Source organism: Erwinia piriflorinigrans CFBP 5888 (genome assembly GCF_001050515.1).
In the GTDB taxonomy this organism is placed as follows: domain Bacteria; phylum Pseudomonadota; class Gammaproteobacteria; order Enterobacterales; family Enterobacteriaceae; genus Erwinia; species Erwinia piriflorinigrans.
Genome location: NZ_CAHS01000013.1, coordinates 64011 through 84341, shown reverse-complemented (window position 1 = coordinate 84341; position 20331 = coordinate 64011). Strand labels below are relative to the sequence as shown.

Here is a 20331-nt window from a genome sequence, read left to right as displayed (position 1 = left end):
TGTTCAGCATTGCTGCTGCCACCCATAAAGATGATGATTAGCTTTAACTTCATCTTTATGGGTATTTCAAATCAGGGTAATAGTTGCTCAAATCTGACTGCCAACGTAGTGGGACAGGATAACGTCGAGATCCAGACTTTCACAGCCTCTTCAGGATAAATGAATGTCATCGGATGGTTGTATTGCTCATCTTAAATCATCGGCATAGCAAAAGTGTCTTTCTGACAAATATTTGAACGTTTTTTGAAAGAAATAAGCCACTCTTTATTCTACGCTAGATCCTCCTGGATTAAGAATATAGAATCATTACGATGACTGTAGCAAACGCAAGAAACATAAGAATTGACGGTATATTACTAATCGCTCATGAGGTTAAGTTAAAAGAAGAAATTTTGAATCGCCTTCTCTCTGTAAAACAATCCGTGGCTTCGCTTAATAGCCACGGAAATATGTTCGAGGGGTTAATTCATAGGATCACCACCAGGCCAGGGATAATCAAAAACATCCATAATTCTTATATAGCGAAAGAGAGCTCCGCTAAACCAAAAACATATAACCCACTGAACAAACACGGAAATACGTTTCAGGGGCTCCCGCATGGGGGCATCACCAGACCGGGGCTAATCCAAAATATTCATCAGCCTGATATAGCAAAAGAGATTTCTGCAAAGCCACCAATGTATAACCCACTGAACAGACATGGAAATACGTTTCAGGGACTCCCGCATGGGGGCACCACCAGACCGGGGGTAATCCAAAATATTCATCAGCCTGAAAGAGAAAAAAATATTGCTGCAAAAAATCCGGTGCATTTTACAACGAATAGACATGGCACTCAGTATCAGGGGATCCCTTTCAATTTGAGTAAAGAAGAATTAGCTTTCCCGACATCTGATACAAGACGACTGAGACCATTAAAAAATGAAGAGCCGATAGATATCGCAGAAGAAATGCCCGAATACCCAATTTTAAAAATAAAGAATTTATCCAGAGAAGAATTGAATCGCTTTTATACTCTCGTTTATTTAAACGAAGATCGGCACACTGACTGCAATAGCCCTACTCATTTTAAAAAATAGGATATTACGAAAACAGGATAGCAGAGATTGAATGGGGATTATGATGAACGCTATCTGGTGCTGCATACCCCAGCGCTGCCTTAAAGCCTGGAGCGTGCTCGCCACGGCAAACGGATTACCGCCGTCCCCATTTGAGCTGCCCAACGGCGTAGTACGCGGTTTTCAGCCTTAAACCTTAAACGCCGCGCTCTTCCTGACGCCACTGGCGCGGACTGATGCCAAACCAACGGCGAAAAGCGCGGGAAAATGCGCTGACTTCCGAGTAGCCCAGCAGCAGCGCCATTTCAGAGATGGGCAGCTGGTGCTGCTGCAAGTAGTGCTTCGCCATTTCGCAGCGCACGTTGTCCACCAGCGTGGTAAAACTCAGCCCCTCTTGCCGCAGGCGACGTTGCAGCGACCAGCTCGATAATCCTATTTTGTCCGCTACCTCCTCCAGCACCGGCTCACCCTGCAACAGAGCCTGATGCACCTGAACTCGTGCCCGATCGACAATATTTTGCTGCCCGGAACGGCTGTTCAGGCGACGTATCGCATCCTGCATCACGCCCAATAAAAGCGGGTCGCTGTCGGGCATGGTGCGCGCCAAATCGCGTTTGGCAATAATCAGCGAGTTAAAAGGTTGGTCGAACCAGACCGGGGCATCAAAAACTTTACAGTGCTCGTGCCACTGGGCGGGCCGGGGATGTTCAAAATGCACCTCACGCGGCGCCCAGTTCTTTCCAGCTACGTGACGGATCAGATTCAGAAACATCCCCAGCGTCAGCTCGGCATCCTGGCGACGGCAGAGGATGGCACCGTGACGCACCTGGTAGTCAAGACGCCAGCTGTCCCCTTTATCCACCAGACGCGTCAGAGTATCGTGCTGGTGCCAGGGAAAGGCATTGGCGACATTATGCAGCGCCTGTTCCAGCGTCGGGCTGCACAAACCGATATAACCAATCAGCCCTAATGACTGCGGTTTGAACTGCTTGCCGTAGTGCAAACCGAAGTTATCACAATCCGAGTAGCGTGCCGCTTCCTCCATGACCCGGCAGTAGTTAATCAGACCGAGGCTAAGCGTTGGCTGTGCCAGCAGCTCCGGATCGATGCCGCTTACGCCATAAATGCGGTCAACGTCGCCACCATTATGAGTGATAAAGTCGCTTAGCCCACTGGCAGCGGCGGCCAGCACGCCACGGTTACAGCCGCTGCCGCCATTCAGAACATGACTGATTTCCGCTTTGGACAGATTACTTTGCATCATGGTGATTGCCTCATACTGCGGTGGATAGGCTAATCACAGCAATTTTCGTACCAGTTACCCCGTCAGGCATATTGAGCGCTTTTAGCGGGTATGAGCAACGGATGAGCACCGCCGCAGCGCAGGACTGCCCACCAGCGGTGCAGAAGGCTACACGCCGACCGGCAGCTGTTGAGTTTCCAGGTAGCGACGGCACAAGCGCACCGAATGAGCCGCCCACTGCGGGCCGAGGCTCTGCGCCATTTCGGTTTCCGCATGAGAACCCGCCCACGCCAGCAGCTGAATGCGGCGCTGGATCAGTAACGACGGCACCCTCGCCATTTCAGCGTCGCTGATATGCCCAACCTGCTCATAGCCACGCACCCAGTGCTCAATCCACTCGGCGGCACGGGGATGGTGTTCAACAAAGCTGATCGCCGCCGCCAGATCGTGCAAATACCAGCCGAAGCCACAGTCGTCAAAGTCGATCACCCGGGTTTCCCCCTTGTGCAGCAGTAAATTAGTGAGGCGCAGATCGGCATGGATCAGCCCGTAGTTGCGTGGATCCTTGCCGAATTCAGCCAGCGACGCCCCCACCCTTTCTATGGTCTGTTCAACAATTTCACGATCCGCCACACGCAAATTAGGCGCATCGCGCCAGTCTCCCCAGTGGCTCTGCGGGCTCACCATCGTATGATGATCCCAGATAATCCGCCGAAAACCTGCCGGACGCTGCCAGCTACGGCTGTGCTGATGCAGGCGGGCGGTGATATTGCCCAGCTGCTGAAACGCGCGCGGATCGACATCCGTCCCCGGCATCTCGCCCTCAATCCAGTGAAACAGCACCGCATGTCGCACCGATCCATCTTCCAACATCAGGCTTTGCACCGTACCTCCTTCGCTGTCTGCCACCGCCTGCGGCACTTCGATGCCGCCTTCGCGCAGGGCGTCAAGCCAGTGCAGCTCACTCTCGATATCGGCACGCTGGTGGTAATCCGCCCGATGCAGGCGCAGCGCATAGCGTTTGCCTCCCGCCTGTAGCAGAAAAGTGGCATTTTCCGAGCGGCACAGCAGGCTGAGCCTGCCCTGTAAGGCCGCCGGATAGCGTGCCAGTGCCCGTTCAGCCAGACGCAACAGCGCGGCGTTATTCAGGGTGTCATATTGTTTGGCGCTCATAGTCTGGCTCCTGGATCGGTATTAGGCTGTCCTCACAGCATCCGATCGTCGCTCTTTTTCAGCTTGACCGCAGACGACCCAATTTTGACCGTAGCGTACAGCTGGCGCTTTTTTTGCTTCTCAGTTGACAGCAGAGCGCAAAATCATCGCGCCCGCGTCAAGTTTCCCCCTGCGGGCAGCTGCATTATCAAAAGACAAACAACACGGGGATACGATATGACAACCACATTAAAGCCCACGCTGGGCACCCTGCATTTATGGGGCATTGCTGTAGGTCTGGTGATTTCCGGGGAGTATTTTGGCTGGAGCTACGGCTGGGGCGTGGCGGGAACACTGGGGTTTCTGCTGACCACGCTGATGATCGCCACCATGTATACCTGCTTTATCTTCAGCTTTACCGAGCTGACCACCGCGATCCCGCACGCCGGTGGCCCATTCGCCTACAGCCGCCGTGCATTCGGTGAAACCGGCGGTTTGATTGCCGGTATGGCGACCCTGATTGAATTCGTCTTTGCTCCCCCGGCCATCGCGATGGCGATTGGTGCCTATCTCAACGTGCAATACCCTGAACTCAACCCCAAATATGCCGCCGTGGGGGCTTACGTGGTGTTTATGACGCTGAATATTCTCGGCGTGAAGCTGGCCGCCATGTTTGAACTGGTGGTGACCATTCTGGCGGTGCTGGAACTGCTGGTGTTTATGGGCGTAGTGGCACCGGGCTTCAGTATGGCGAACTTTGCTGCTAACGGTTGGGCGGGTGGAGAACACTTCGGCATGCCGGCACTTTCCGGTATTTTTGCCGCTATCCCTTTTGCCATCTGGTTTTTCCTCGCAATTGAGGGCGCAGCGATGGCGGCTGAAGAAGCGAAAGATCCGCGACGCACCATTCCGCGCGCTTATATTGCCGGTATTCTGACGCTGGTGGTGCTGGCCATTGGCGTGATGCTAATGGCAGGCGGTGCCGGTGACTGGCGGGCGCTGTCCAATATCAACGATCCGCTGCCGCAGGCGATGAAAATGATCGTCGGCGAGCACTCCAACTGGATGCATATGCTGGTGTGGATTGGCCTGTTTGGTCTGATCGCCAGCTTCCACGGCATTATTCTCGGCTATTCACGTCAGTTTTTTGCTCTGTCCCGCGCCGGTTATCTGCCGGCCGGTCTGGCGAAACTGTCACGCTTCCAGACCCCACATCGCGCCATTATCGCCGGTGGGGTGATTGGCATCGCGGCAATTTTCAGCGACAGCTGGATTAATTTGCAGGGGATGACGCTGACGGCGGCGATGATCACTATGGCGGTGTTTGGTGCCATCGTTATGTACATCATGAGTATGCTGAGTCTGTTTCGCCTGCGCCGCAGCGCACCGCAGCTGGAACGTACATTCCGTGCGCCAGGCTATCCGATTGTTCCAGCGATAGCCCTGCTGTTGGCGGGGGTTTGCCTGGTGGCCATGCTGTGGTTTAACCCACTGATTGGCTTAGTCTTTGTCGCCCTGATGCTGCTGGGTTATCTGTGGTTCCTGATGACCAAAAATCAGCGCGATAACGCCCCGCATGATGCGATGTTACAGGGAGAATAATCGTTGCGGTGCGGGCTCTGTTCCGCACCGATCTTTCCCGCTCGCCCAACACGAATAGGGCGACCTGGGCCGTCAGGTGCGGAAAGGCAATGAAACGTCGTCGCCGATTCGCTATCATGCGCGCTGACTTTGAACTCGCGCGCCTGGTGCGCGCCCGGAGAGGGAATGCAGCATGCTGTGGTTTAAAAATTTGATGGTTTATCGCCTTAATCGCGATATTCCGCTGGTAGCAGACGAAATGGAAAAACAGCTCGATGCTTTCTCCTTCACTCCCTGCGGCAGCCAGGATATGGCCAAAACCGGCTGGGTTTCGCCGCTTGGCGCACGTGGCGAAGATCTGACCCACGTCACCAACGGCCAGATCCTGATTTGCGCACGCAAAGAAGAGAAGATGCTGCCTTCACCCGTGATCAAGCAGGCGCTGGAAGCCAAAATCAGCAAGCTTGAAGCCGAACAGTCGCGCAAACTGAAGAAAACCGAGAAAGACTCGCTTAAAGATGAAGTGTTGCACAGCCTGCTGCCGCGCGCTTTCAGTCGTTTCAGCCAGACGTATGTCTGGATCGATACCGTCAATAACCTGATTATGGTCGACTGTGCCAGCGCGAAAAAGGCGGAGGATACGCTTGCCCTACTGCGTAAGAGCCTCGGTTCACTGCCGGTGGTACCGCTGACGCTGGAAAGCCCGATAGAACTGACGCTGACCGAATGGGTGCGCTCTGGGGAGCTACCGGCCGGTTTCGCCCTGATGGATGAAGCCGAACTGAAGGCAATTCTGGAAGATGGTGGTGTGATCCGCTGTAAAAAGCAGGATCTGGTGTGCGATGAAATCGCTAACCATATTGAGGCGGGCAAGCTGGTGACCAAACTGGCTCTCGACTGGCAGGAACGTATCCAGCTGATCCTGTCTGACGATGGCTCAATTAAGCGCCTGAAATTTTCCGATATTCTGCGCGAACAAAATGATGATATCGACAGAGAAGACGTCACCGGACGTTTTGACGCAGATTTTGTCTTAATGACCGGGGAACTGGCCGCATTGATTAGCAATACCGTGGAAGCGTTAGGTGGAGAAGCACAGCGTTAACGGCTAAGCGGGCAACATTGAATCAACGGCATCCCTGAGCGTTAAAGATGACACGGGCATCGGGGACGCCGCTGATTTTCAGACCAAGGCTGTCACATCAGTCTTTCAGATAACGGCAAAGGTACGCAGTCGGTTCCGCCACCTGGAGGTAAAACTCGCTATGGCCCGGTACGTTAAATACCTCACCGGCCTGATACCATTTCCAGTCGGTTTCCCCCGTCAGTAATACTTTCAGCGAACCGCTAACGACGGTCATCTCTTCAGCCGAAGCAGTGGCAAAAGTGTACTCGCCTTCCGCCATCACACCCACGCTGGCACGCCCTGCGCTGGCGCTTTCGAAACCAATCGACTTCACTTTACCGTCGAAATATTCACTCACATTGAGCATATAAATTCCTTGTAATCAGAGACAAAGGTGAACTGACAGTGTAGAGCCGATATCAATCAGCTGTCACGTACAATTGCGCAGCATGTTCAGGACGCATCAACCAGCAGCTCTGCAGCCAGCTTAGCGACGATAACGTTCGGCAGCAGGATCGGGATACCCAATATTTTTTGCAGCAAATCCTGATGCTTCTGGTGATAGCCGATGCAGTCGAGAACCACCACATCCGCTCCCTGATCCTGCAATGACAGCGCCGCATCCAACAATGCTCCTTCACTGGCCTGATAGGGGCTGGCAACGGCATAACAGGGTGGACGGGACATATCCTTCCACTTGCTGGCCTGCTCTACAGTTTGTCCCGCCACCGGCACCATCACGCCAACCTGTCGATCGCCAACAATCGCTGCGATCAGCGGTGGGACGATGCGATCCGGCTCAAGCAGCATTGCCCTGTTAGCATACAGATGACCAAATTCACCGGTACATAACAACAGGATAGTCGCAAATCCTCGATCCTCCAGCTGTAAAATAGACTTTTGCAGGCCACGCTCCACTTTGTCAGAGGCCAGCAAAACCTGACTGCCATCGTTAAGCCTGGATACCAGAATTTTATCGCCATCTTGCGCACCGAACTCCTGTTCGATTTGCTGGCGGATCAGGCCATCCAGAAGCCCGGCGTGGGCTATCTGCTCTTCTGGCAAATGTTTCAATAGCATCGGCAGAATGTCAGTGCGCGGAGATTGACCGATGGTTAAGGTGACAAGATTTGGATTCATCGTGCTTATTTCCGTGTACTCAAATCGCTCATGCTGCCGTAAAGCCCCAGCAGGCGCGCGTACTCCTCACCGTCGTAGAATGCGCAGCAGCCAGCGCCGAACGCTTTTGCCACTTCCAGCGCAAACTTTACGGCCACGGCAATATCAACTTCGTGGCTCGCGCCAGTGCCACAGCCGGGAATCACCGACTCGCTAGAGATTGCCAACCCCACCACCGGTACATCCGTGGCCGTGGCTGGCTGCATGATACTGTTCAGGTGATACACCCCATTATCGTAAGGCGTAATATCTTGAGTGGTGACAGGGAAGGTGACGGCCGGACGCCCGGTTGTCATTTCCATAATACGCAGCAGATCTTCCGACACGCGCAAAATATAACCCTGCTTAACCGTAGGCGACAGCGCGCAGCCCTTATGATTGAGGATGCGATTACCTTTAGTGGTATCGATAGAAAGGATAGCATCCACGTCCGGCACCACTTCATGTTGATTCATGGTGACATCATCTACGGGCGACCCCATAAAATCGACAGGTTGATGTGCACGCGTAGGGGCATGAGGGCAAATATGGGTGGAGATAATCACGTCGCCGGGCAGTACATCGCCTTGACGTTGCATCTTTGCCAGCTTCAGCGCGCAGCTCACGGCGGCAATCGCGCCATCGGCATCGGAAACCAATCCGATTCGCGCGGGACGGGCGCCTATGCCGCCCAGCCGGCCGATGATACCCAGTGTCGGGGCTGTACCGCCGTGGATTTTCCCGTGGCTGCCGGGCAGAGTGATATGTATAAAATCGGTATAACATTTAGGCCCGCTCACGCGCCAGTTTTTCACTTCGACTGCCGGATAATCGGTAAACAGATCGACCACATCGGCACCACTGACGCTGGCACTATCAAGCAATTCAAAAACCTGCAAAGTCTGTTGCAAACTCATTGATTTTTGTTCCCGTTGGTCATTATTTTTTGACACTGCTGGTGAAAAGGGAGCTGAAGAAGCTGTAGAGCGCATCACCGGCAATCAATCCTGCGGCCATCACTTCCATAGGCGTACGCCCACGCTCACCCCAGATACGCGAAATAATCAAACGTAGAATAATGCCGGTCACTACGGCCCAGCCTGCCATCACATTGAAAATGAGTAATCCTGTCGCTAACAGCACGCCGAGCTGACGCCTGGGCCCGCCGATAAGTTGGAGCAGCGCCCCGGGGACCGCCCATAAAAGCAGGCTGTGTGCAATCCCCGGTTCCGCTCCGGCCTGGATGGTCTTGGCATAAACGCGTGCTACCGGCGGGATCAGATCCTGACTGAAGAAACTGGTGTGGGCGTACCACACCACCGGGATCGACACCACAAAGGCGATCAACGCAGTAAACAGCTGGACGCGTCGACCCCAAAGCTCCTGACGAATATCCTGACCATAGCCGCGCAGCACAAAACCCGCTTTGAGATCGTACCCCATATCGGCAAATGCAGGGCCGGTGGCGGCGGTAAACCCCGACAGTACGCAGAGTGCAGATGGCGGAAACCCCAACAGGATACCGATAATCAGAGTAATCAAAGCAACGGCAAATGCAGGGAACCAGCCGGAGTGCATGGCCGCAATGCCCACCAGCAGTTCGTGAACAAATGCGGAAAAAGCGGCGTAAACCACAAAGGCCAGCAGAATGGGTAAGGACATCTCTGCCCAAAGTCCGGCGCCCAGTGCCAGCAGGCCGGCGATGAGCAAGTAACCAACCGATCCCAAGCCGAGCGCTTTTCGCACTTCGCTATCCGGAGTGGAAAATCGTGTGCTGTCATTTTTCTTACTGCGAATGGCCTGCCCAACCTGAACGAGTGCCACCAGCCCTGCCCCGACCATCACGCCATGAGGGATATAGTTAGCACTAATATCTACGCCGGCAACCGGTTGCGCATAGGCGCGCAGTAACAGGCCGATGCCAAACATACCGAGCGCCCAGATATTACCAATGAATGCAGTACCCAGCGCGGCCATCGGAATTTTCAGCACCGAGCCAACAATGCCGCTGGCCACGCCAATCAGCAGTAGCCAGGCGTGGCTGCCGCCCTTATCCCCCGCTTTAATCGCTTCTGCGGCAGCGACACCCGGCGGCCAGGCATTGCTGGCAGGAAAAACACGGGTATCAAACAGGCGATACAACAGATAGGCATCCAGCAACATGGCTACACTGACACCGACAAACATAGGTAAAATCAGCTGCGGCTGCCCCATGACCCAAGGGACGGCAATCGGCATAAGCAAGCTGTTGGCCGCACCAAAGGTGGCGGAGGAGATGGCCGTTTGAGCTAAGTTTTGCGTATGGACAGAACGATAATGTCGAAATGCCTGTAACGGTATTCGCGCCAGTAGCATCGCTAACAGTGCGCCAATGATGGATGTATTCGGCGTCACGCCCAGGGTCGTTAATAGTTGTACGCCAATAATGGCACCCATAACTGAAAGTAAAATCAGCATTAACACAATATTAAAATCTTTTAACGGATCTATCTGCTGCATATTTTCTCCTGCGGATATCCTTATCAAATTTCTTTAATTTCCGTATATAACAGAATTATCCCCCTGACCGTCCAAGGAGATATCCTTTTTTATTTTAGCCAGCCTCTTTTGGACTTTTCCAGATATTAACTTTCAAAAAAAATTACTGCTATTGCCCTGGTGAGGCGTACTCCATATCCATCAGGAATATGAGGTAATTACTGCTCGGTGGAAGTAACATGAGCTCCCGAATATCCGTGGTCATCATATTGACCGGCTAACTTATGCGTGACGTTTTGTAACGCATCCAGTGTGGCAGGCAAATAAGGCCGTTCTTGAGTCAGGGAAGGAAACGACAGGCACAGCGCCACGGTTTCCCCCAGATGTTTGTTGGTCACAGTGGTCGACAGGGAACTGATACCTTGCAACGTTTCATTGCGTGCCAATGACCATCCCCGCTGACGAATGCGATCCAGCTCTGCCAGCAGTTGCTCAATCGTCTGAGGGGAGTTGGGCGACCCCACCTGCCAGTCATCCTGATACAACTTGCGCACAAAGCCGTCGCTGTAACGAGCCATCAGCGCCCGGCCTACCGACGTCTGGGCCGCAAGCATACGGCTACCGGGAGGCGTGACTAACTGAATAAACATCCGTCCCTGAAACAGGCGCATAACCATTATTTCGCGCCCATCCAGTATCGAAATATACCCCGTGCAACTTGATTCCGCCGCCAGCCTCACCATCATTGGCGAAGCACAATCCACCAGCGGCGTGGAAAGATAGTGGCTGGTCAGAGACAACAACATTCGACCGAGGCGAAAACAGCGGCTTTCAGGGTCGCGTTCCAGCAAACCTTCACTTTCCATCGTCGACAGCAGGCGGGAAACGGTGCTTTTAGGGAGTCTCAAAGCCTCAACAATAGCCGTAAAAGTCAGCCCGCACTGCCCTTGAGTCAGATCGATACGCTTAAACAATTTAAGAATTGCGACGGAATTCCCCAGAGTGCTCATATCGACGAGTTCCACTATAAAGAACAAATGTTCCTGTTTGATTTATTTAAAATTAAAGACAGAGTGCCTTGAGGTCAAGGAATAATTATTCACAAAGTTGCGTGAATGATAAATAGCGTGGAGGGCAATTAAAGGAGGTACACAATTTCAGAATTCAAAATTCTTACTAACGAAAATAATAACCAACGTTTAGTCGAAAAAGAGTTCTCTTATAGTCAATTATTCTACTGAAGGAAATATAATGTAATTAATGATTTTGTGCGTTAGTTAGCATAAAACATGGCGTCCCTGCCATAGACCGTCATTCTTTGGACTTATCCTCATAACGCTCTTTCGCATCCAGCGCTTCCCGCTCGCTTTCATGTTCGCTAATCAGCGAGTCAGGCTTTGGATGATCGGCACGTAATTCATACCACGTGACGGCTTTCTCGGGTGTGCCCTTTTTAACCGGCACAATAAACGCTTGGCGTGGATAGGGCGGTTTGCCTGGCATAATGTTTCCCTCTTCAGTGTCAGTCTCATTTATGGCGCGTGGCCAAACAGGGTAAGTATAGACAATCACAGCGTTTTATCTTGATGAATGGCCGAAATGAAGCAGGGCACCCGGTAAAACAGGGAAAAAGCATAAGCGGGGTTTAGCTGGCGCGGGCGAGAGAAAGAGAGCTAACGATTTGATTAACAACCGCATCTGGCGTTTGCATGGCATCGATAATATGGTGTGCTGCCTGCTGATACAGGGCATCGCGAATCGCCAGCACTTCAACCATCTCTTCGGCAACAGGGCGTCCCGTTAACGTTGGGCGCTGATCTGCCAGCGGATAGGCCTCAAGGCGAGCCGCCAACACCAGGGCATCGGCATTCAGGTAAATCACCCTGCCGTGTTCGCGCATATACAGCCGATTCTCTTCTGCCAGCACCATGCCGCCACCGGTAGCAATCACTTTACTGACGGCGGTCACCGCTTTTAAAGATTCGGTCTCATACGCACGAAATCCCGACCAACCTTCGATTGCCACAATCTCAGCAACAGTCTTCTGACGAGACTGTTGTAAGTAATGATCGGTATCACAGAAGTCGTACCCTAATGTCAGAGCCAGTGCCTGCCCAACGGTAGTTTTCCCGCAGCCGCGTGCGCCGATCAAATAAATGGGTAATGACATATCAGGCGCTTCCTTAAACGAATACCGCTAACGTTTATCGCGTAGCAGAGGGGCATAAAATAATCCAGCGGATAGCATAATACCGGACATTTTCCTTCAGAACCAGCAGTAAGGTTTTATTTACAGCCGGGTAGAATACGCTAGTGATTAACATGAGATTTAAAGGCTAAGATTAAGTCACACTCATTCATTTACGCGGGTTAACATCGTTAAGTATTATCGCAACATTTCCTTACTCCAGAATTATTTACTTTCCTGACGGTATTGACACTATGGTGTACATCGCACGTTTTCGGAGAAATCTTTATGCAGAACCAAGAGCAACAGTTAATTGAAAGCCTGTTTAGCCGACTGAAACAGGCTGAATCTCAGTCCGCCGCGCGTGACATTGCGGCTGAAAAATTGATTCAACAGCAGGTACAGCAGCAACCCGGCGCGCCCTACTACATGGCACAAACTATCCTGATCCAGGAAGCGGCGCTGAAACAGCTGAACAGCCGCATCAGTGAGCTGGAGGCTCGGCTTAACCAAGCTCAGCAGCAGCAGCCACAACAGAGCAGCGGCGGCTTTCTTTCCGGGCTGTTCGGTGGCGGCAGTCGCTCTCAGCCGCAGGCATCGGCTCCCTCTTCAGGCTGGGGCTCTCCGCCTGCCCAGGCTCCTCAACAGCAGCCCGCTGCGGCGGCACCTTCCGCCGGACGAGGTTTCCTCGGCGGCGCGCTGCAAACCGCTGCGGGCGTAGCAGGCGGTGTGGTCTTGGCAGATATGCTGACCAGCATGTTCCACCATTCGCAGCCGGAAGAGATCGTCAATATCATTAATGAACCCGCTATGCCCGAGACAGATTTCAGTAACAATCTGGATACCTTCAACGGCAGCGATAGCGCCTCTTTCCTGGATCAGAACAGTGGACAGCAAGATTACGCTAACGACATCAGTAACGACGGTTTTGACGACAACGATTTCGACGACGACAGCTTCGTCTAAAGCGGGTAGTCCCTCTCCTCCCGCAAAGCGGGAGGAATTTTTCTCTTTGTAATGACTATTTACGCTGCTGTTGTAACCACTTATCAAGCTCATTGGCAAACTGCTGGCGGTCACGTTGATTCAGCGCAGGTGGCCCCCCGGTCTGTACCCCACTGGCTCGCATCGTATCCATAAAATCACGCATCGTCAGCCGTTCGCGTATTGTTGCCGCACTGTAGCGCTCACCCCGTGGATTAAGCGCTATGGCACCTTTTTCCATCACTTCTGCCGCCAGCGGAATATCGGCGGTGATCACCAAATCGCCGCTTTGCGCACGCTGGACAATTTCGTTATCCGCCACGTCAAAACCGGCCGCCACGCGCAGGGTTCGCACAAACTTCGAAGGCGGCACGTTGAGGGACTGGTTAGCCACCAGCGTCACCATTATCTGCTCACGCTCAGCGGCACGGTACAGCACTTCTTTGATTACTTTCGGGCACGCATCGGCATCTACCCAGATTGGCATCAGTATTTCCTTTTCTAAAGTCGGGGATCCCGGTGATCTTCCCATTCTTTAGCAGAATGGCAAACTTAATCTGCTTCCGATCCGACAAATTGATGCCCGGCCTGCTAAGCCGTTCAGTGGATAAAGGAGTGCTTTTAGGGTTTGAGCATCCGGGCTGCTGGGTTAAGGTGACGTCATGGCATTCATTAGCTGTTCACGACAATAGGGAGAATAGGATGGAAAAGAAAATTGGGTTCATTGGCTGTGGCAACATGTCCAAAGCCATTATTGCTGGCATAATTGCGGCCGGACAGGTTAAAGCAGAAAATATCTGGGTATTCGACCACAAACCAGCGACGAATCAGGCTATGCAGCAGCAGTACGGTATCACACCGGCAGACAGCGCACGCCAGGTGGCAGAGCAGGCAGATATTCTATTTGGTGCGGTAAAGCCTAATATGATCCTGTCAGTACTCAAGGATGTCGTCGGCAGCCTGAACAAAGAGACACTGGTGGTTTCTATCGCTGCAGGGATCACCCTGGATTCGCTGGCTTCCGTACTCGGGCATGACCGTAAAATCGTGCGCGTTATGCCCAACACCCCGGCTCTGGTGAACGAAGGGATGACCTCGGTTACGCCAAATGTGCTAGTGACGAAAGAAGAAGCTGATGATGTGGTACAAATCTTTAGTGGTTTTGGCCAGGCGGCACTGGTGCCTGAATATCTCATCCACGCGGTCGTGGCCGTGAGCGGCTCCGCTCCGGCCTACATCTTTATGTTTATCGAAGCGATGGCCGATGCGGCAGTGCTGGGTGGAATGCCCCGCGCCCAAGCCTATCAGTTTGCTGCCCAGACGGTAAAAGGTGCCGCGCAAATGGTGCTGGAAACCGGAAAACATCCGGGTGAACTCAAGGATATGGTGTGCTCGCCGGGCGGAACGACCATTGAAGCGGTCAAAGTGCTGGAGCAAAAAGGTTTACGTTCTGCGGTGATTGAAGCGATGCAGCAATGTATGGCTAAGTCAGAACGGATGAGCAAGCCGTAAGTCTGACCACGCCGCCTGCCGTGCGGCGTAGGCTGTTAAAGGATCGCACTGGGGATCACATTCAGTGCCAGATTCCATTAACACCGGACAAACTTTTGATAACAGGATAAATGGGCGGGCCGTTTGACCCGCACCATTTTAGCTTTTTTTCAGGCAGCTGCTCATAAATGTTTTACGCGCATCACCTTTCAGCATTTTTTCACCGGCCTGAGAATTACAGGTCTTCATCTTGAGTTGCTGTGGCGTCATTCCGCCAGCCTTACTGTCTTTTTTCAAACAGTTGCTCATAAAGCCCTTCCGGTCATCACCTTTCAGCGACTTCTCTGCCGCCTGCTGGTTACATACGGTCATCTTTTGCTGTTGAGCGGTTTTCTCTGCGGCTCCTGCGTAGCCCGCAACCGTCATTGACAGCAGAGCAGCCGTCATCAATAACTGAAGTTTCATTTATATGCCTTCCCATAATTGTTATAAGTGCACTATAAAGTGTGGCATAGATTTTGTGTTCGGCGAGTAGAAAAACGAGATTTGGCCGGTACGCGTTGGAATGATGGGAGATACAGAGAAGCGCCAACGCGTTTTCCTGTTCACAATCCGCTGACGGAAATGATAACGCAGGTGCTGTTTGCTGTGACTGGATATATGGCGTTGCGCCATAAATAGCAATACTTTACTGTGCGGACGGCGATTCGCAGGGCCAGTATCTGGCCCTGACAGACGTGGTCTAGCGCCCCTGCTGCATAAATCCACCGCGTGGGCCACCGCCCCCCCAGCCGCCACCGCCACCACCACCGCCACCACCCGGAGGCGGAAACAGGCATCCGCTCAAGGTTGCCACCAGCGCAATAATGCTCACTGCTTTAATCATACTCGCCATAATAAACCTCGTAACAACATGAACAACCATTCGCGCTGATACTAAGCGTGCAGCGTACCGCTCACAATGCAGAATTGTCCGCTTTCACGCGCTTTTTACCTTTAGTAAGTATACTTAACGCTTTCCTGCTCATTTCCCAGGAAAAACCTGCATCAACCCCCTGTTTTACAGATTATCTTTATCCTCAATGTTGCGATAACCATCACATCCTGATCTCTTTTGCCTTTATATCAAACGGTTCCAGCCTCAATCTTAATGCATAACACTTATGAGGTATAAAAGATGGCAAAACCTGATCCCCTGTCCTTGCAGCAGCTTTTAGCCCAGCGTCACTGGGAAAACCCCTCAATCACTCAGCTTAACCGCCTGCCCGCCCACACCCCGCTTGCCAGCTGGCGTAATGCGGATGCGGCGCGCGGTGATTTGCCCAGCCCGAGTCAACGGCTGCTGGACGGGGAATGGGGTTTTAGCTATTTCGATCGTCCACAGGCAGTGCCGGAAGAGTGGATCAATAGCGACCTGCCACAGGTTGGCAGCTTGAGCGTGCCGTCTAACTGGCAGCTATCAGGTTACGATGCCCCCATTTATACCAACGTGCAGTACCCTATCCCGCCAGATCCGCCACGGGTTCCTGACGACAATCCAACCGGTTGCTATTCGCTCACCTTTCGCTGCCAGTCCGAATGGCTTCAGAGTGGCCAGACACGAATTATCTTTGACGGCGTTAACTCGGCCTTTTACCTGTGGTGCAACGGCGAATTTATTGGCTACTCACAGGACAGTCGGCTGCCTGCCGAATTCGACCTCAGTCAACACCTGCTGGCGGGGGAAAACCGCATTGCCGTGATGGTGCTACGCTGGTGCGATGGCAGTTATCTGGAAGACCAGGATATGTGGCGCATGAGCGGAATTTTCCGCAGCGTCAGCCTGCTACATAAACCGAGGGTAAGGCTGAATGATATTCATATTGACACCCATCTCAGCGCTGAATATCGCAGCGCACAGCTCCGGGTTATGGCATTAAGTTCTCTGCTTGACGCCAGCGCCTATCAGTTGAAGGTGACATTATGGCGTGAAGATATGCTGATTGCGCAGCACCAGCAGCCATTTGGCACGCCGGTGGTTGACGAACGTGGCCGCTATCTCGATCGCACGCGCCTGTCCCTGCCTGTTGACCAACCGCTGTTGTGGAGTGCCGAAACGCCGCATCTTTACCGAGCGGTGATCGCGCTGCTGGATGCTGATGGCACACTGATTGAAGCAGAAGCCTGCGACGTTGGCTTTCGTCAGGTAGAGGTGAGCGGCGGCCTACTCAGGCTCAACGGCAAAGCGCTATTGATTCGCGGCACCAACCGTCACGAACATCACCCGGATCGTGGTCAGGTGATGGATGAACCCTCCATGATCGCCGATATTTTGCTGATGAAGCAGCATAACTTCAACGCGGTGCGCTGCTCCCATTACCCGAACCATCCGCTGTGGTATCGCCTGTGCGACCGCTACGGACTGTATGTGGTGGATGAAGCCAATATTGAGACGCACGGCATGCAACCGATGAACCGGCTGTCGGACGATCCTAACTGGTTTCCTGCTTTCAGCGAGCGGGTGACCCGTATGGTGCAACGCGATCGCAACCATGCCTGCATTATTATCTGGTCGCTGGGCAACGAATCGGGGCATGGCAGCACCCACGATGCTCTTTATCGTTGGATAAAAAGTCACGATCCCAGCAGGCCAGTGCAATATGAAGGCGGCGGAGCCGATACAGCCGCCAGCGACATCATCTGCCCGATGTATGCCCGGGTCGATCAGGATCAACCTTTTGAAGCTGTGCCCAAATGGTCGATTAAAAAATGGATCTCCCTACCGGAAGAGACGCGCCCACTGATTCTCTGTGAGTACGCCCATGCCATGGGTAACAGCCTGGGCGGTTTCGACCGTTACTGGCAGGCTTTCCGCCAGTATCCCCGCTTACAGGGCGGATTTGTCTGGGACTGGGCCGATCAAAGCCTGACGCGCCATGCAGCCGACGGCAGCAGCTGGCAGGCCTACGGTGGTGACTTTGGCGACCTGCCGAATGACCGCCAGTTCTGCATGAATGGACTCCTCTTTGCCGACCGCAGCCCGCATCCGGCATTATTTGAGGCACAGCGCGCCCAGCAGTTTTACCAGTTTCAGCTGGAGAATACCGCTCCGATAACCCTGGCCATCACCAGTGAATATCTGTTCCGTCACAGCGACAACGAGCGGCTAAGCTGGCGCATTGAGCATCATGGGGAACTTATTGCCGAAGGACAGATTACGTTGGATCTTCCCCCGGAAGGCACGATCGGCCTGACGCTGGGTGAACTTCCATCGTTGACCGGTGAATTGTGGCTGCGGGTCGCGGTGATCCAGCCCGAGGCCACCGCATGGTCGCCAGCCAACCATCGTGTCGCGTGGGATGGCTGGCAACTCCCTGCGGCAATGCCACTGCCACTGCCTGACAGACCGGGTGAACAACCTCATTTACACCCGTTGCCGCAGCTGATTGAGATTGCGCATGCCCGGCAACGCTGGCAGTTCTGTCGTCAGAGCGGTGAACTTATCCAGTGGCTGCAAGAGGACAAACCGCAGCTGCTATCCCCGCTGCGCGATCTGTTCGTGCGTGCGCCGCTGGACAATGATATTGGTATCAGTGAGGCCAACCGCATCGACCCACATGCGTGGGTAGAACGCTGGCAACGGGCGGGCTACTACCAGCTTAAAAGTCAGCTGCTGCGACTACAGAAAGATATCCTGAGCGACGGTGTACAAATACGTAGTGAGCAGGCCTGGCTGGCCGGCGGCGAACTGCGCTTTCTCAGCCGTAAATGTTATCGAATAAATCGACAGGGTGAGATGCTGCTGGAGGTCGAAGTAGATATTGCAGCCGGGCAGCCAGAACCGGCGCGCATTGGCCTGCACTGCCAGCTCCAGGAGGTGGCAAAAGAGGCCAGCTGGCTGGGCCTCGGCCCGCATGAGAACTATTCGGATCGCAGACTGGCGGCAGAATTTTCACGCTGGCAGTTGCCGCTTGAGGCATTGAGCACACCCTATGTCTTCCCGAGTGAGAACGGGCTGCGCGGAGGAACCAGGGAACTGACATTTGGTCACTGGCATATCAGCGGGGATTTTCACTTCTCGCTAAGTCGCCATAGCGTAGAGCAGTTGCACAAGACTTCGCACCGTCATTTGCTGCGCGACGAAGCGGGCTGCTGGCTCACTCTTGACGGCTATCATATGGGCGTGGGCGGTGATGACTCCTGGAGTCCAAGCGTTAACGCGGAATTTTTGCTCAGCGCTCGCCAGTACCGTTACCGGCTGATGCTGGCACAGCGCTGAATATTCCACTTCGCATCAGGCTGGCGGCGATGGAAATGACCGCCGCCTGGAACGCAAAAAACCCGCCATAAGGCGGGTTTTTCGTTTTCGTGTCATACCGTTAAAGGTTAACCTATCACGGTAATAACGAAGGAGTTTCTATCTTACAGCGCAGTTACGTTAGCTGCTGCTGGGCCTTTCTGGCCGTTTTCGATAGTGAACTCCACTTTCTGACCTTCTTCCAGCGTCTTGAAGCCGCCGTTCTGAATTGCAGAGAAGTGTACGAAAACGTCTTTGCTGCCGTCGGTTGGGGAGATGAAGCCGAAACCTTTCTCAGCGTTGAACCATTTTACCAAACCAGTCATTTTGTTAGACATAAGTCTTTCCTTCAATATTGTAGTAAGCCACGGGGGCACAGGGTTCGTCAACAGGGATTACTATGAGGCACTCAAGAAGGAAGTCAGGAAGAAGCTTAGGCTAACGCTTGAACTGAAGACTGCTTTACTAAAATTGCTCGCATACGTGGGTCTGTATCAAAACCGACGGGCACATTTACTCATAACCGGGCTTGCAGTACAAGTGGGGATTGAATAAAACCGAAAAATAGATACTAACCTATTGGTTTATATCATAAAATAATTTCACATTTCTTTCACCCGCTTTACCTGTCAGACGACTCGCAACGGTCAAACAACAATAAGCTGACCAGGAAGGTCAATATTTAGCCCGTTCACATCTGAACATCAGCCCGGTGGCATGTTAAATATATTTCTATAAGTTACTGGCATTCCCGTGCGCGCCACCTAGAGTAATAAAAAGCCACCTATGGATTGTTCAGAGGTTCGGGCTGTCTTGCTCTCAGCCCAAACCGACGTTGTGGCTTTGTGGCCACTAGTGGCATGTTTTAGGAGGTTCGTCATGGATCATCAGTTACAGGGCGCCGGGCGCGCCATTACCGACTATTTTAACAGTCCATCTTTTCACACGGTGAAAGAGAGTGAGCTACTGGAGGCAATTATGGTCGAACTGATGCAGGCGGGCACGCCAGCCAGTAATACGGCGATTATCGCCAATGTTATCGCTCGACTGGATCAGGTACAGGATCCGTCGGTGCTACTGGAGTGCCGTAAGCTGCTGGCAGAGATACTGAAAGTTCAGGAGTAGGTGCGGCAAGTCGCAGTGCGGTGATAAACCGACTGCGGGTTGAAGGTCACGCCATGCCTGAAAAATAGGAACAGCAGGTTATTGCCTCCTGTTCCGACAGCATTTATCCGCAATACACCTGGCTGATATTGCCCTGCTTATCGCCCATAAAGTTGATACGGTTCAGATTGAAATCCATTGTTACGGCGGAGTTGTAAGGTATGGCACGCACCGCATGTTCGAAACGAAGAGATTCAATGGCCGCCAGCGGCTTGCCTACATACGGTTGATATTCCGCTGCGCCGCAGCGGTCCATCTCCGGGTCAACCGCCGCAGAGGACACGCTTTTTTTATCTGCTGACTGACAACCTGACAGCACCATTAAAGCCAGCATTGCGGCAACTTTTCCATAATATTTCACTATGACTGCTCCTCTCTGGGTTTAGGGTAGTTAATGCGTGGGAAGGTTAGCAGATATCACCGCCTTTGCGC

At 53.0% G+C, this 20331-nt stretch carries 21 protein-coding genes; 7 read left to right on the top strand and 14 right to left on the bottom strand.

Annotated elements, in window-relative coordinates; genetic code table 11:
- Positions 1-311: 311 nt before the first annotated feature.
- On the top strand, positions 312-1079 hold the full coding sequence (locus EPIR_RS04830) for a hypothetical protein (RefSeq protein WP_048696940.1): 768 nt from the start codon (positions 312-314) through the stop codon (positions 1077-1079).
- A gap of 175 nt (positions 1080-1254) precedes the next feature.
- Here the strand turns inward: EPIR_RS04830 and qhpR are convergent, their stop codons facing one another.
- Both qhpR and EPIR_RS04820 read right to left on the bottom strand, forming a co-directional pair.
- On the bottom strand, positions 1255-2322 hold the full coding sequence (gene qhpR, locus EPIR_RS04825; RefSeq protein WP_023654182.1) for an AraC-like transcriptional regulator QhpR: 1068 nt from the start codon (positions 2320-2322) through the stop codon (positions 1255-1257).
- 147 nt (positions 2323-2469) lie between these two features.
- The gene (locus tag EPIR_RS04820; protein WP_023654181.1) at positions 2470-3474 is read right to left on the bottom strand and encodes a phosphotransferase enzyme family protein; all 1005 of its coding nucleotides are present in this window, start codon (positions 3472-3474) and stop codon (positions 2470-2472) included.
- A 216-nt stretch (positions 3475-3690) separates the two neighbouring features.
- On the opposite strand from EPIR_RS04820, the gene eat reads away from it, so the two are divergent.
- Positions 3691-5055 (top strand): ethanolamine permease, encoded by a 1365-nt coding sequence (gene eat, locus EPIR_RS04815; protein WP_023654180.1) that lies wholly within the window; start codon positions 3691-3693, stop codon positions 5053-5055.
- 172 nt (positions 5056-5227) lie between these two features.
- Complete coding sequence (gene rdgC / locus EPIR_RS04810; protein ID WP_023654179.1) at positions 5228-6139, top strand: recombination-associated protein RdgC; 912 nt, start codon at positions 5228-5230, stop codon at positions 6137-6139.
- A gap of 97 nt (positions 6140-6236) precedes the next feature.
- On the opposite strand, the gene ppnP is transcribed toward rdgC, so the two are convergent.
- The 7 genes from ppnP to aroL form a co-directional block, all read right to left on the bottom strand.
- Positions 6237-6527: a pyrimidine/purine nucleoside phosphorylase gene (gene ppnP / locus EPIR_RS04805; RefSeq protein WP_023654178.1), complete on the bottom strand. Its 291-nt coding sequence runs from the start codon at positions 6525-6527 to the stop codon at positions 6237-6239.
- Between the two features lie 86 nt (positions 6528-6613).
- Positions 6614-7300 (bottom strand): AroM family protein, encoded by a 687-nt coding sequence (locus EPIR_RS04800; RefSeq protein WP_023654177.1) that lies wholly within the window; start codon positions 7298-7300, stop codon positions 6614-6616.
- A gap of 5 nt (positions 7301-7305) precedes the next feature.
- On the bottom strand, positions 7306-8235 hold the full coding sequence (locus EPIR_RS04795; RefSeq protein ID WP_023654176.1) for a DUF1177 domain-containing protein: 930 nt from the start codon (positions 8233-8235) through the stop codon (positions 7306-7308).
- Between the two features lie 22 nt (positions 8236-8257).
- Positions 8258-9817, bottom strand: coding sequence for an OPT/YSL family transporter (locus tag EPIR_RS04790; RefSeq protein WP_023654175.1), 1560 nt, complete (start codon positions 9815-9817; stop codon positions 8258-8260).
- A gap of 197 nt (positions 9818-10014) precedes the next feature.
- Positions 10015-10806 carry an IclR family transcriptional regulator gene (locus EPIR_RS04785; protein WP_023654174.1) on the bottom strand — a complete coding sequence of 264 codons (792 nt, stop codon included), beginning with the start codon at positions 10804-10806 and terminating at the stop codon, positions 10015-10017.
- A gap of 301 nt (positions 10807-11107) precedes the next feature.
- Entirely contained in the window at positions 11108-11299 is a 192-nt protein-coding gene (locus EPIR_RS04780) for a YaiA family protein (RefSeq protein WP_023654173.1), read from the bottom strand.
- Positions 11300-11441: 142 nt separating this feature from the next.
- Positions 11442-11966 (bottom strand): shikimate kinase AroL, encoded by a 525-nt coding sequence (gene aroL / locus EPIR_RS04775; RefSeq protein WP_023654172.1) that lies wholly within the window; start codon positions 11964-11966, stop codon positions 11442-11444.
- A 306-nt stretch (positions 11967-12272) separates the two neighbouring features.
- Here aroL and EPIR_RS04770 point away from each other — a divergent pair, with 306 nt between their 5' ends.
- Positions 12273-12950, top strand: coding sequence for a DUF2076 domain-containing protein (locus EPIR_RS04770; protein WP_023654171.1), 678 nt, complete (start codon positions 12273-12275; stop codon positions 12948-12950).
- Positions 12951-13005: 55 nt separating this feature from the next.
- Here the strand turns inward: EPIR_RS04770 and EPIR_RS04765 are convergent, their stop codons facing one another.
- A complete protein-coding gene (locus EPIR_RS04765) occupies positions 13006-13455 on the bottom strand; it encodes a YaiI/YqxD family protein (protein ID WP_023654170.1) in 450 nt (149 codons plus the stop codon).
- 215 nt (positions 13456-13670) lie between these two features.
- Here EPIR_RS04765 and proC point away from each other — a divergent pair, with 215 nt between their 5' ends.
- Positions 13671-14480, top strand: coding sequence for a pyrroline-5-carboxylate reductase (gene proC, locus EPIR_RS04760; protein ID WP_023654169.1), 810 nt, complete (start codon positions 13671-13673; stop codon positions 14478-14480).
- 138 nt (positions 14481-14618) lie between these two features.
- On the opposite strand, the gene EPIR_RS04755 is transcribed toward proC, so the two are convergent.
- Positions 14619-14924 carry a PsiF family protein gene (locus tag EPIR_RS04755; RefSeq protein WP_023654168.1) on the bottom strand — a complete coding sequence of 102 codons (306 nt, stop codon included), beginning with the start codon at positions 14922-14924 and terminating at the stop codon, positions 14619-14621.
- A 277-nt stretch (positions 14925-15201) separates the two neighbouring features.
- Positions 15202-15354 carry a hypothetical protein gene (locus tag EPIR_RS18855; protein ID WP_023654167.1) on the bottom strand — a complete coding sequence of 51 codons (153 nt, stop codon included), beginning with the start codon at positions 15352-15354 and terminating at the stop codon, positions 15202-15204.
- A 282-nt stretch (positions 15355-15636) separates the two neighbouring features.
- Between EPIR_RS18855 and EPIR_RS04750 the strand changes: the two genes are divergently transcribed.
- The gene (locus tag EPIR_RS04750; protein ID WP_023654165.1) at positions 15637-18717 is read left to right on the top strand and encodes a beta-galactosidase; all 3081 of its coding nucleotides are present in this window, start codon (positions 15637-15639) and stop codon (positions 18715-18717) included.
- 143 nt (positions 18718-18860) lie between these two features.
- Here the strand turns inward: EPIR_RS04750 and cspE are convergent, their stop codons facing one another.
- On the bottom strand, positions 18861-19073 hold the full coding sequence (gene cspE, locus EPIR_RS04745; protein ID WP_012442280.1) for a transcription antiterminator/RNA stability regulator CspE: 213 nt from the start codon (positions 19071-19073) through the stop codon (positions 18861-18863).
- 541 nt (positions 19074-19614) lie between these two features.
- Between cspE and EPIR_RS04740 the strand changes: the two genes are divergently transcribed.
- Positions 19615-19860, top strand: a complete 246-nt coding sequence (locus EPIR_RS04740; RefSeq protein ID WP_023654164.1) for a biofilm development regulator YmgB/AriR family protein — start codon at positions 19615-19617, stop codon at positions 19858-19860.
- Between the two features lie 103 nt (positions 19861-19963).
- Here EPIR_RS04740 and EPIR_RS04735 read toward each other — a convergent pair whose 3' ends face one another.
- Positions 19964-20260, bottom strand: a complete 297-nt coding sequence (locus tag EPIR_RS04735) for an I78 family peptidase inhibitor (protein WP_023654163.1) — start codon at positions 20258-20260, stop codon at positions 19964-19966.
- Positions 20261-20331 lie beyond the last annotated feature (71 nt).